This window comes from Streptomyces mayonensis, assembly GCF_018982965.1.
GTDB lineage: Bacteria > Actinomycetota > Actinomycetes > Streptomycetales > Streptomycetaceae > Streptomyces > Streptomyces mayonensis.
Map to the genome: position 1 here is coordinate 1 of NZ_JACBYP010000173.1, position 11,702 is coordinate 11,702.

9 protein-coding genes and 1 pseudogene are annotated in these 11,702 nt (G+C 70.7%); 7 read left to right on the forward strand and 3 right to left on the reverse strand.

The features are described from left to right. From HZS56_RS35470 to HZS56_RS35480, 3 genes are all read left to right on the forward strand, one after another. Positions 1 to 673: serine/threonine kinase C-terminal domain-containing protein (locus HZS56_RS35470; RefSeq protein WP_507227382.1), on the forward strand; the 673-nt coding region annotated here is incomplete at its 5' end. 292 nt (positions 674 to 965) lie between these two features. Beyond that, positions 966 to 2,663 (forward strand): serine/threonine-protein kinase, encoded by a 1,698-nt coding sequence (locus HZS56_RS35475; protein WP_216724924.1) that lies wholly within the window; start codon positions 966 to 968, stop codon positions 2,661 to 2,663. A 55-nt stretch (positions 2,664 to 2,718) separates the two neighbouring features. After that, complete coding sequence (locus HZS56_RS35480; protein WP_216724925.1) at positions 2,719 to 4,635, forward strand: FHA domain-containing protein; 1,917 nt, start codon at positions 2,719 to 2,721, stop codon at positions 4,633 to 4,635. Positions 4,636 to 4,729: 94 nt separating this feature from the next. Here the strand turns inward: HZS56_RS35480 and HZS56_RS35485 are convergent, their stop codons facing one another. Further along, the gene (locus HZS56_RS35485) at positions 4,730 to 5,161 is read right to left on the reverse strand and encodes a Rid family hydrolase (RefSeq protein WP_216724926.1); all 432 of its coding nucleotides are present in this window, start codon (positions 5,159 to 5,161) and stop codon (positions 4,730 to 4,732) included. Between the two features lie 126 nt (positions 5,162 to 5,287). On the opposite strand from HZS56_RS35485, the gene HZS56_RS35490 reads away from it, so the two are divergent. Further along, entirely contained in the window at positions 5,288 to 5,797 is a 510-nt protein-coding gene (locus HZS56_RS35490) for a MarR family winged helix-turn-helix transcriptional regulator (RefSeq protein ID WP_253915433.1), read from the forward strand. A gap of 121 nt (positions 5,798 to 5,918) precedes the next feature. On the opposite strand, the gene HZS56_RS35495 is transcribed toward HZS56_RS35490, so the two are convergent. Continuing rightward, complete coding sequence (locus HZS56_RS35495; RefSeq protein ID WP_216724927.1) at positions 5,919 to 7,748, reverse strand: glycoside hydrolase family 3 protein; 1,830 nt, start codon at positions 7,746 to 7,748, stop codon at positions 5,919 to 5,921. 273 nt (positions 7,749 to 8,021) lie between these two features. Here HZS56_RS35495 and HZS56_RS35500 point away from each other — a divergent pair, with 273 nt between their 5' ends. The 3 genes from HZS56_RS35500 to HZS56_RS35510 all read left to right on the forward strand — a co-directional run bounded on the left by HZS56_RS35500 (position 8,022) and on the right by HZS56_RS35510 (position 10,462). Next, positions 8,022 to 8,462: an OsmC family protein gene (locus tag HZS56_RS35500; protein ID WP_216724928.1), complete on the forward strand. Its 441-nt coding sequence runs from the start codon at positions 8,022 to 8,024 to the stop codon at positions 8,460 to 8,462. Between the two features lie 210 nt (positions 8,463 to 8,672). Continuing rightward, the gene (locus tag HZS56_RS35505) at positions 8,673 to 9,503 is read left to right on the forward strand and encodes a hypothetical protein (RefSeq protein ID WP_216724929.1); all 831 of its coding nucleotides are present in this window, start codon (positions 8,673 to 8,675) and stop codon (positions 9,501 to 9,503) included. Between the two features lie 353 nt (positions 9,504 to 9,856). Beyond that, positions 9,857 to 10,462, forward strand: coding sequence for a dihydrofolate reductase family protein (locus HZS56_RS35510; RefSeq protein ID WP_216724930.1), 606 nt, complete (start codon positions 9,857 to 9,859; stop codon positions 10,460 to 10,462). Between the two features lie 66 nt (positions 10,463 to 10,528). On the opposite strand, the pseudogene HZS56_RS35515 reads toward HZS56_RS35510, so the two are convergent. Next, positions 10,529 to 11,508: pseudogene (locus HZS56_RS35515) on the reverse strand (IS256 family transposase); the annotation flags it as partial. Positions 11,509 to 11,702: the final 194 nt, after the last annotated feature.

Here is an 11,702-nt window from a genome sequence, read left to right on the forward strand (position 1 = left end):
CCCCGACGCCGCCCCCGCCAGGCCCGCCCGCCGACGTGCGTTGCACGCGGGGCTCGCCGCGCTGACCGCCGCCGCGCTCGTCGGCGGAGGCCTGACCTACCTGCTCGGTCAGGACGGGGAGTCCCGCAGGGCCGCACCGGAGACCGCGACCACCGGACCGTCGCCGTCCCCGGAGGAGTCGGACAGCAAGGCACCGGAACCCTCCCCGACCTCGCCGGGCCCGGAGTACACAACAGCCGAACCGCTCGGCCCAGGGCTGACGATGCCCGTCCCCGAGGGCTGGCGCCGGGGCTCGGCGGGCTCCGACGTGCTGTACGTGGACCCCACGGGCACGGTACGCCTGCAGATCGGCGCGACCGACTTCGAGGGCGCCGGCCCCAAGGCCTACCTGGAGCAGGACGAGGAGTCCTCGCGGGCGGAGGGGAAACTCCCCGGATACGAGCGGATCCGCCTCGACGGTGTGCAGCACCGTGGACAGGACGCGGCCGTCTGGGAGTTCACCTTCGCCGGCGAGGCCCGCGACTTCCACGCGATCAACTTCGCTTTCGACACCGCCGACGGCCGCCACTTCGCTCTGTACCTGTCCGCCCCGGCGGACCGCTGGAGCGACTACGTGGGTGTCTACGAGACGGTCCGGGACGGCATCGACACCGGTGACGGAAGCTCCGCCTGAGGCCGTTGCGGACGGACAGGTGCCGTGCCGCGGGCCCCGCTCGAGGGCGTGGCCTCGATGACGGCCCAGTGGCGGGGCGGTGGTGCGGCGCGCGGTGGACCCCGCTTCCGAACCCCGTGAGCCGTGAGCGGCGACTGGTTCACGCGACGCCACGAGTGGTGACCCCGCCGGTCCGCGAGACGCGGCCGAAGGACGCGAAAAGGCGCCCAACCGCCGTACGCACAGGGTGAGTCGGTGCCGGGCGAGGACTCATAATGTCTCTGGCGGTTCGCAGAGACAGGGAGTTGGACCCATGCACAACCAGGACGCGGCCTCGCCCGACACCGAGGGCGAAAGGCTGGTCGCCGGGCGGTACCGGCTGCTGTCCGTGCTCGGCGAGGGTGGCATGGGAACCGTGTGGCGGGCCCGTGACGAGGTGCTGCACCGGGACGTTGCGGTCAAGGAGGTGCGTGCCGCGTCGGAGCTGCCGGCGGCGCGCAGCGCCCAGCTGTACGCCAGGCTGGAGCGGGAGGCGTGGGCGGCGGCCCGGATCAACGCCCGCGGGGTGGTGACCGTCCACGACGTGGCGGCGTTCGACGGCCGCCCGTGGATCGTGATGGAGTTCGTCCGCGGCCGGTCACTGGCCGACGTGATCGGCGCCGGGGGAGCCCTGCCGCCCGCGGAAGCCGCCCGCATCGGCGTGGAGGTGCTGGCCGCGCTGCGGGCGGCCCACGGTGCGGGAGTCCTGCACCGCGACGTGAAGCCCGCCAACGTCCTGCTGGCCGACGAGGGCCGCATCGTGCTCACCGACTTCGGGATCGCGACGGTGGAGGGCGACACGGCACTGACGCTGACCGGCGAGGTCGTCGGTTCGCCCGAATACGTCGCGCCGGAGCGGGCCCTCGGCCGCACCCCGGGCACCGCCTCCGACCTGTGGTCGCTGGGAGTGCTCCTCTACACGGCGGTGCAGGGCCGTTCACCGTTCCGCCGGACGACGGCTCTCTCGACGCTGCGTGCCATCGTGGACGACGCACCGCCGCCACCGCACCGGGCGGGACCGCTGGCGTCGGCCATCGAGGGTCTGATGCACAAGGATCCCGGGAAGCGGATGACGGCCGAGCGGGCCGAGCGGGAACTGCGCCTGGCCGCCGGGGAGCCGGCGCCCGCACCGGAGGCCGGCGACGTCACCGACACCCCCACCGCCACCGCTGCCACGTCGGCGGTCACCGCATCGACCACGGCCGGTAACACGACGGCCGGGATCACGACGGCCGAGGAACTGCCGACCGTCAGCCCCGGGGCGCAGCAGCCCGCGCCGACGGCCGAGTCACCCGCGACGACCGCCTCGGACACCGACGGGACCGCGACAGGACCGGCCGCACCGTCCCCGGCGGCGGAGCCCGCCACGGCCGTACCGGCGCCGTCCCCGTCCTTCGGTCCGCCCGCCCCGGGGCCCGGATTCGGACCCGTGATCGCGCCGCCGCCCGGTGGCGCGCCCGCTCCCGCCACTGCTGCCGTACCCGCCCGGCGCCACCGCCGTACCGCGTATCTGATCGGCGCCGGGGCGGCCGTACTGCTCCTGCTCGGCGGCGGTCTCACCTACGCGTTCGTGGGCCGGGACGGAGAGGGAGGGAAAGACGGGCAGGAGAGCGGCGGGTCCACCGCGCAGCCCGTCTCGGTGGCGGTGGAGGGCGGGGCGACGACGTACGAGGGCAGTTGTCCGCCGGGGGAGGGCCAGGCACCCTGGTTCACCGCGACGTTCACGGCCAGGTCGCCCTTCCAGATCTCCTACCGGTGGGTCTCGGAGAACGGAACGGTGATCGACCGGCAGTGGCGGACACTCACGTTCCGGGAGGGCGACCCGGCCACGAAGACGGAGACGGTACGGCTGTCGACGTACACGCAGGAGGGGACGCTGCGCAGCGCCATGGCGGTGGAGATCCGGTCGCCCTTCGACGCCAAGTCCAATTCGGTTGATTTCTCGGTGACTTGCCGTGGCAACAGCGAGTGACCGGACAACACATAGTAGATACTTCAACTAAGATTACTTTTCCGAAGGGGTATCCATGTTGTCGGTCCTCGTGGGACGCACCGGTCCCTTCGCCGGGCAGAGCGTGGTGCTCGGCGACGCTCCGCTGACGTTCGGGCGCAAGAGTGACAACGACGTCGTGATCGTCAGCGTCAGCGCCTCCCGGCTGCACGCCGAGATCACCGTCCAGGACGGGGCCTACGTCCTCCACGACCGCGACAGCAGGAACGGCACCTACGTCAACGACCGCCGCGTGACCCGGCACGAGCTGACACCCGGCGACACCATCCGCATCGGTGACGAGACGTTCCTCTTCGAGACGCAGGAGGCGGTGGAGACGGTCATGGACCTCTCGCAGCTCGCCCTGCCCCGCGCCGACGCGACGACGGACCCCGGAGTGCTGCGCGTCACGGTGAGCGGCGGCGGCCCGGTCGGGCTGGCCTTCGCGCTGCTGCTCGAGGACGCGCTGCCGGGCCGGGTCTCCGTCACCGTCTACGACGGCCGGTGGATCCGCAGCGGCAGCACGGTTGTCTGGAAGGACGAGACCCACGGCAACGTGCGCCGGCAGCAGGTCGTCACCGTCCAGAGCCGGCAGTACCTGGCCCTGACGGACGACATGCGCGGGGCGGTGTTCCAGGAGGGGCAGTTCTCGGAGATGTGGCCGCTCGGCCCCGACTCGGTGGGCGGCAGTCCGCCGCGCAACATCCGCATCGCCCACATCGAGGACCGGCTGCTGGAGCTGGCCAACAGCAAGTCCGGGATACGGCTGGTGCCCAAGCGGTTCGACGCCGCCGAGAGCGAGCACCTGATCGCGCACGACCATGTGCTGGTCGTCTGCGAGGGCGGACGCTCACGCACCCGCGAGCACTTCGCGGACCGTTTCGGCGCGGCCGACGCCTCCATCTACTCCCTCGACGGGGAGCACCTCCAGGACGTGGTGCTGGGGCTGCGGGTCAAGTCCCGGCTCACGGACCCGATGAGCGTGCTGCTGACCGTGGCGCAGAACCGGTTCCTGCTCAACTCGCTGCGCGGCGAGGGATTCCTGAACATGCGGCTGACCCGGGAAGAGGCGCGCAACGTCATCGGTATCGACCCGGTGCGGCAGGTCTTCGAGGAGTGCATCGCGGCCCGGCCGTGCGTGATGAGCCGCCAGGAGGACAACGAGTTCGTCTGCCCGACCCACGGCACCCTCTTCCTGCCGGCGCTGCTGCGCAGTTCGCCGCTGTGGAAGCGGATCCTGGAGGGCCTGCGGCTGTTCGGAGTGGCCGAGGACGACCTCAGCGCCGTCACGTCGTTCCGGCTGGACATGGTGCAGCGGCCGCGTTTCACCGCTCAGCTCACCCGCCCGGCCGGCGACCGTCCCGGGACCTACGGCTTCCTGCTGGGGGACGCGGCGAACGCCATCCACTTCTGGCCCGGCCGCGGCCTGAACAGCGGCCTGGCCTCAGCAGTTTCCCTGGCCCGGTCCCTCAGCCGGGCCTGGCGGGGCCGTCCGCTGCGCGACGCCGACTTCATCCGCCACGAAGCGGCGATGTCGATGCTGCAGTACCGGCACAAGAGCCGCGCATGGAACGCGATGGTCACGACGGACGAGCAGGGCGTGACCCGGGCGATCAAGGACATCATCGACGGCAGCATGGACAGCACGCCCACTGCCGGGAACGCAACGCCGCCGGGGTCGGCGGAGCCGGACCTGGACGTCCTCCTGGACCGCATGCGGACGATCCGTGACCGCCTGGCAGCCCGCCTGCCGGGCCTGCCCGACGACGCGGAACTGCGGGCCCACCTGTCCGCGCTGGCCCCCGCCACGCTGCGGACCCTGAGGGAGAGCGGTGCGTGGGACACCCTGATCGTCGGTGGTGAGGAAGCGGACATCGACATCTTCTACCAGCAGGACGCCCCCGTCTTCGTCCCCGCGGCACCCCGCGCCCCCGACCCCCGTACCCCGGCCTGACGCTCCCGGCGCCCGGAGCCCTGTGCCGTGCCCGCTGCCCAGGCCGGCGGCCCCGCCCTCGGCGGCCACGGCCCGGTCCGCCGGGGGCGGCGGGTCAGTTCCCGGAGCCTGAGCCGACGACTGCCGTGACCCGGATCTCCACGCGCATGCCGGCGAGGCCGAGGACCGTGACGCCCGTCTCGGTCCAGATCGGCGCGCGGCCGTCCAGGCGGCGGCGGAACTGCTCGGCCATGATCCTGTTGTGGTCGTCGCCGATGGCGTCGGCCCCCGGGGCGACCTTGTGGTAGGAGTTGACGTGGATGACGTCCTTCCACGTCGCGCCGACCGTGGCGAGTGTGCGCTCCACGTTGTCGAAGGCGCTGACGATCTCGTCCTCCAGCGAGTCGGGGACGACGAGGTCGTCGTCCACCCCGGCCTGGCCGGAGATCTCCACCCGGTCGCCGACGCGGACGGCCCCGCTGTAGCCGAGGGCCGCGTGCAGCTTCTCGCCGTAGCCCGCAGCGGTGCCGAAGGTGACGGTGCTCATGAGGCTTACCTTCCGGTCATGGGGGTGCGTTCCCTCTCGGATGAGTTCACGCGTAAAGTGATATTAGCAAGCGATGACTTCAAGCGCAAAGTGATGACTGGCTTCGCCGGAGGAACGGGAACCACCATGAGCAGCTCGGAAGAGGCCATGAACGGCACGGGCGAACAGGCGGGCGACGAGGACCTGCGATGGCTCGACGCGCAGGAGAAGGCGGCATGGACGGGACTGATCTCCCTGGTGCTGCTCTTGCCCGGCAAGCTGGAGCCGCCCCTGCGGAAGGAACACGGCCTCACTCTGTTCGAGTACCTCGTGCTCAGCCACCTCTCCGAGGCCCCGCAGCGCAGGCTGCGGATGGGCGAGCTCGCCTTTCTCGCCAGCGGATCGCTCTCCCGCCTGTCCAATGTCGTCAAACGCTGTGAACAGCGCGGCTGGATCGTACGCACACCCGACCCGGCCGACGGCCGCTACACCCTGGCCGAACTCACCGGCGACGGCTTCGACGTCGTGCACCTGGCAGCGCCCACCCACCTGCGCGCCGTGCGCCGCAGCGTCCTCGACTCACTGAACGCGACCGACCAGAAGGCCCTCGCCCGCATCGCGCAGAAACTCCGCATCGTCCCCGACGACTTCGGCTGACGGCTGTGGCATACGGCGGCGGGCCGGGCCGCAGGTCCCTGACCGAAGGCGACCGAAAGCCGACCGGGAGCGGCGGGAGGAATCCGCCTCTCTTCCGCGCCGGCGGCGACGGCCCACCCGGTCAGACGGTGCCGTAGGACAGACCGTGCCCGGAGCGGAAGAGAACCTTGTCCGGGTCGTCGGCCCGCTGGACGGGCACGGGCAGCCTGCCGCACGGCTCGACACGGCCGGCGATCACCCGCGCGGCGGCGTGCAGTTCGACCTCGGTCCAGCAGTAGGAGGCCAGTGAGGCGGGGACGTCGCCGAGGTGGGCGATGTCGTAGGGATTGCGGACCGCGAGGTGGACGACGGGGACACCTGTGGCGAGCAGCCGGGACACCAGGGTCCGCTGAGGGCTCGCGGCATCGACGTTGTCGGTGGTGACCACCACCGCGTCCCGGCCTCGCGCCGCTGCCACGGCCTCGTCGATCTTCGCCGAGTCGGGTTCCCGGCCGGTGGCGAGGCGGGTGGTGCGAAAGCCCAGTCCGTCGAAGGCCCGGGCCAGCTCGGGCACCGTGGTGCGGGTGTCGTCGGTCGGAAAGGCCGGGCTGGCGCCGACCACGAGCAGCCTCCTCTGCCTGCCGCGCAGCGGAAGCGCCCCGCCTTCGTTGACCAGCAGGGTGGTGGTCCGCTCTGCGATCCGCGCTGCGGTCAGCCGGTGCCCGCGGGCGCCGACGACCCGGTCGACCTCCCGCCGGGAGGCGTAGGGGCTGCCGCTGAGCAGACCGGCCTTGTCCTTGAGGCGCAGGACGCGCAGGACCGACTCGTCGAGACGGCCCTCGGTGATCTCTCCGGTGCGGACGGCGGCCAGGACGCCGTTGTAGGCGACGCCGATGTCCGGCGGGAACAGGAGTTGGTCCGCGCCCGCCTTGAGGGCGAGGACGGGCACGCGGTCGTCGCCGTACTTGGTGCGTACGCCCTGCATGTTGAGGGCGTCGGTGACGATCACTCCGTCGAAGCCCAGCTCGTCGCGCAGCACGCCCCGGAGGATCGCGGGGGACAGGGTGGCCGGTTCGTTGCTGGGGTCGAGTGCGGGGACCTGGAGGTGGGCAGTCATGATCGAGTCGACGCCGGCGGCGATCGCGGCCTTGAAGGGCGGGGCGTCGATGCGTTCCCACTCCTCGCGGGTGTGTGTGATCACGGGCAGCCCGGTGTGACTGTCCTCCCCGGTGTCGCCGTGGCCCGGGAAGTGCTTGGCACAGGCCACGACCCCGGACCGCTGGTAACCCGTCACCTGGGCCGCCACCATGCGACCGACCGCGCGGGGATCGGCGCCGAAGGAGCGGATGTTGATGATGGGGTTGGCCGGGTTGACGTTCACGTCGGCGACCGGGGCGAAGTTCTGGTGGATGCCCAGGGCGGCGAGTTCGGTACCCGATATCCGCGCGGCGGTGCGCGCGTCGGAGAGCGAGCGGCCCGCGCCGAGCGCCATGGCGCCGGGCAGCTGGGTGGCGCCACTGCCGATGCGGACGTTGACCCCGTGCTCCTGGTCGATGGAGATCAGGGACGGGACGGGGGTGGGAAGAGCGAGGGAGGCGCGCTGCACACCATTGGACAACTCTGCGATCTGGTGCGGGTCGTGAATGTTGTTCGTCCAGCCGGAGAAGTAGATGACCCCGCCGATGTGGTACTTGGCGATCAGTTCGGCAACGGTGCGCACGCCCAGTTCCTCGAGGTTGCGCTCCTGGTCCAGCCGGCTGGGGGAAGTTGCCGACGCACCGTAGAAGTACGGGACGAACAGCTGTCCGATCTTCGCCTCGATGCTCATCCTGGCAAGGATGTTCTTGAGGCGGCTGTCGCGGCGCTGAGCGACCGCGGGGCCGGCCGTGACCCCCACGACGCCCGCCGCCCCCGCGGCGACCGCGGTCGCGCAGGTGAGAACGGTTCGTCTGGACGGACTCCGGTTCTGCATGCGGGCGTGCTCCTTCCGGCCTTGCTCAGCAAAGGAGTTGAAGGAAAAACGTGCAAACTCCGGACGCGGGAAAGGTAGCCCGCGGACCACGGGCGGGCAAGAGGTCTAGACAAAGTGGGTGTGCGCCTGAAGACGGGCGACCACACCCTCCCCACTCCAACGGCATGTTCACCGTCGCCGAACTCGCCGCCTTCCCCGCTTCCTGCCCGCCCGCCGACGCCCCGGCGACTCCGGAACCGTGGCCGCCGCGACGCTGCCACTAGGGTGGGGGACATGAGCGAAAACCCGGAGCGTTCCGTCATCGTGGAACGCACCAGCAGCGGCCAGTTCGTGGCAACCAACGCCCGCGGCGGATCGATCAGTTTCGGCACGTCCTCGGACGACGGTCAGGGCACCGGGTTCACCCCCGTCGAGTTGTTCCTGGCCGCGATCGGCGGCTGCACGGCCGTGGACGTCGACATCGCCACCGGCCGCCACGCAGAGCCCACCCGGTTCTCCGTGACGGTTGCGGGAGACAAGATCAGCGACGACCTGGGGAACCGCATGACGAACCTCAAGGTCGAATTCGCCGTGGCTTTCCCGGACGGCGAGGAAGCCGAGCGCGCCCGCGCGATCCTGCCCCGCGCGGTCAAGGCTTCCCACGACCGTCTCTGCACCGTGAGCAGAACCGTCGAGACCGGCACACCGGTGACCACGACGATCACCGACGCCTGACCTTCCCGCCGCGCCCGCCCGCCGGCCCCGGCGCTCCCGTCACCGCGTGTACCGGCCCGCACCGGCCGGGTGAGCGACCCGCCGGAAGTCGGGAGCGCCCCCTCCGCAGGGCGCCTGCTGCTGTCCCGTGAACTGGTCCCATCCCTCCCGACCGCGCAATACTGGACGAAAGGGATGAAATGTCTGGTGCGAGTTCCCGGAGGCGCAACGATGGGGCAGCACGCCGAGAACGACGGCGACCACACGACGGACGCCGCGAACGAGCCGGAGCCGTACGACGACGAGCCGTACGACCACGAGGTGTACGACGACGAGGAGTATGACGACGAGGTGTACGACGCCGACGTGGACGGCGCCGCCCGCGAGGGCGTGACCGGGCCCCCCGACGACCGGGGGCCGGACGTCTTCCTCGACGTCCCCCGGCTCAAGGTCGACGAACTCGACCTCGATGTGGAAAACCTGCACGCGCACGTGTCCCTCCAGGCCGAGGTGCTCGACCTGCTCAAGCTGAACGTGGGCGCCGATGTCGCGCTCGGCCAGGTCCACCTCGGCATCTCCGGAGTCGAGGCAGAGGCCCGGCTCAAGGTCCGGCTGGACAATGTCGCGCAGATCATCAACCGGGTCCTCACCACCCTCGACCGCAATCCGCAGATCCTGGAGGACCTGGCGCGCGGTGTCGGCTCGGCCGTGCACGACGTCGGCCGGGGTGCCGCCACTGCCGTGCGGGACGTCGGAGAGGGGACCGGATCCGCAGTCGAGGACGTCGGCGGCGGTGCCGGGGAGGCCGTCGGTGAGGTTGTGCAGGGTGTCGCAGGGAGCGCCGGGCAAGCAGTCGGCGAGGTGGGCGACACGGTGCGGGAGACCGGCCGGGCCGCCGGCCGGAGCGCAGGACGCGCCGTGGGGGAGTCCGGGCCTGTCGAAGCGGCGGGACAGCCCGGTGGACGCTCGGGCCCCCGGCGGCGCCGCGTGCCGAACGACGTTGCCGGAGCGACGCGGTCGGTCCGGCGCCGGGGCGGCCGGCAGCGCGGCGAGCCGCCGTGAACGGACGCGCCGCCGTCCCCGAACACCGAAGGTCCCGGCGGGAACCGGGCGGATCCCGGCCCTGACATCTCCTTCGATGCGGTCGTCCACGGCGACCGCCTCCGCTTCGATGAGGTACCGCGGACGAGGGTTTCGTTCCCCGGCTCCGGAACGCGTGAGTCGCTGTCCCGCACGGAGCGCACCCATCTGCCCCGGCGAGTGGCCCCGGGACAGGACTACCGCGACGTGACCGTGCGGTACCGCCTCGCCAGCGAGCTCTCGGAGCGCCGTCCTCGGCGGCGCCGGCGATGACGCCTCCTGCCGGTGAGTTTCCGGCGCCGGTGCGGTCTGCCCTGTGACGAAGGGAGCGCACCATGCGCAAGATCATCATCTGCGCCTTCCTGACGCTGGACGGTGTCATGCAGGCTCCGGGCGGTCCGTACGAGGACACAGAGAGCGGCTTCCGGCACGGGGGCTGGCAGAAGCCGGTGGACGACGGCGAGCTCGGCTCGGTTGTCGCCGGCTGGTACGAGCGTTCCGACGCGATGCTGCTCGGTCGCAAGACGTACGACATCTTCGCGTCGTACTGGCCGACCGCCGATCCCGGCAACCCGTTCACGCACCGGATGAACAGCATGCACAAGTACGTGGCGTCCCGGACCCTGACGTCCGTCGAATGGCAGAACTCCACCCTGCTGGAGGGCGACACCGTCGCTGCCGTGCGCGAACTGAAGGTGTCCGGCGGCGGCAGCATCAACGTGGTCGGCAGCGGCGACCTCGCCCAGACCCTCATGCGTCACGGGCTGGTCGACGAATACCGTCTGACCGTCCACCCAGTGATCATCGGTACCGGAAAGCGGCTGTTCGCCGACGGAGCGGTCCCCACCGCGCTGCAACCGGTCAGCGTCTCGACGACGAAGGGCGGCACCGTCGTCGGCGTCTACCGACCGAACGGTGAGCCCAGCTACGACAGCTACTAGCCTCAACGTTTCGCGACGGTCCGCCGAGGATCTGTCAAACAAGCGGTGCAGCCAGGGTGGTTGGGGTTACTGGCGGGCCGCCGTCAGGCGGCCGTCGAAGGTGATGTCGAAGGCGTTCAGTAGGGTCTGCCAGCGCATGGTTGGTCCAGCGAGCCTGGCCCTTGCCGGTGGGGTCGAGAGACATGATCGCCATGTAGACGCATTTCAGGGCGGCCTGCTCGTTGGGGAAGTGCCCGCGGGCCTTGACGGCCCGGCGGATCCGGGCATTGACCGACTCGATCGCGTTGGTGGTGCAGACGATGCGGCGGATCTCGGTGTCGAACCGCAGGAACGGAGTGAATTCCTCCCAGGCGTTGTCCCACAGCTTCACAATCGCCGGATACTTCCGGCCCCAGGCGTCGGCGAACTCGGCGAACCGTTCCAGGGCGGCTTCCTCGGTCGGCGCCGTGTAGACGGGCTTGAGGAGGCGGGTGATCTTGTCCCAGTCCTGGTGGGCGGCATAGCGGAAAGAGTTCCGCAGCAGGTGTACGACGCAGGCCTGCACGATGGTCCGCGGCCAGACGGTCTCCACCGCCTCGGGCAGGCCCTTGAGCCCGTCGCAGACCAGCATCAGCACGTCGCTGACGCCGCGGTTCTTGATCTCGGTGAGGATGTGCAGCCAGTGTTTGGCGCCCTCGCCGCCGTCGCCCGCCCACAGCCCGAGGATCTCCCGCCGGCCTTCGACGGTGACGGCCAGGGCCACGCCGGTTGGCGACCGCACCGTCGCGGATTTTCACGTGGATGGCGTCGATGAAGACGACCGGATAAACCGGGTCGAGGGGCCGGCTCTGCCGCTCGGCCATGCCCTCCAGTACCTGGTCGGTGATGGTCGAGATGGTCTGGCGGGAGACCTCGGCGCCATAGACCTCAGCCAGGTGGGCCTGGACCTCGCCGGTGGTCCGACCCTTCGCGGCCAGCGAGATGACCATCTCGTCGACGCCGGTCAGGCGCTTCTGCCGCTTCTTGACGATCTTCGGTTCGAACGAGCCGTCGCGGTCGCGTGGCACCGTGCGCCTTCGCCGGCACAGCTTTCTTGGGCTCAACGGCCTCGGGTTCAGCCACGTTCTCAGTGGTCATCGATGCATCCTCCATGATCGGGAGTTACACCGAACGATTTACAGTCCCGGGTTTGGCGGGTTTGGGTTTCGGGGGGGTGTTCTTTTTCTGGCGTCTGGGCAGTTGTTTCGGGGTGCAGTTGGCT

Bases quoted from the DNA above. Each gene is read 5' to 3' on its own strand.
- HZS56_RS35510 (WP_216724930.1), top strand. From the start codon at position 9,857: ATGCGCAAGATCATCATCTGCGCCTTCCTGACGCTGGACGGTGTCATG.
- HZS56_RS35480 (WP_216724925.1), top strand. From the start codon at position 2,719: ATGTTGTCGGTCCTCGTGGGACGCACCGGTCCCTTCGCCGGGCAGAGC.
- HZS56_RS35490 (WP_253915433.1), top strand. From the start codon at position 5,288: ATGAGCAGCTCGGAAGAGGCCATGAACGGCACGGGCGAACAGGCGGGC.
- HZS56_RS35500 (WP_216724928.1), top strand. From the start codon at position 8,022: ATGAGCGAAAACCCGGAGCGTTCCGTCATCGTGGAACGCACCAGCAGC.
- HZS56_RS35505 (WP_216724929.1), top strand. From the start codon at position 8,673: ATGGGGCAGCACGCCGAGAACGACGGCGACCACACGACGGACGCCGCG.
- HZS56_RS35475 (WP_216724924.1), top strand. From the start codon at position 966: ATGCACAACCAGGACGCGGCCTCGCCCGACACCGAGGGCGAAAGGCTG.
- HZS56_RS35495 (WP_216724927.1), bottom strand. From the start codon at position 7,748: ATGCAGAACCGGAGTCCGTCCAGACGAACCGTTCTCACCTGCGCGACC.
- HZS56_RS35485 (WP_216724926.1), bottom strand. From the start codon at position 5,161: ATGAGCACCGTCACCTTCGGCACCGCTGCGGGCTACGGCGAGAAGCTG.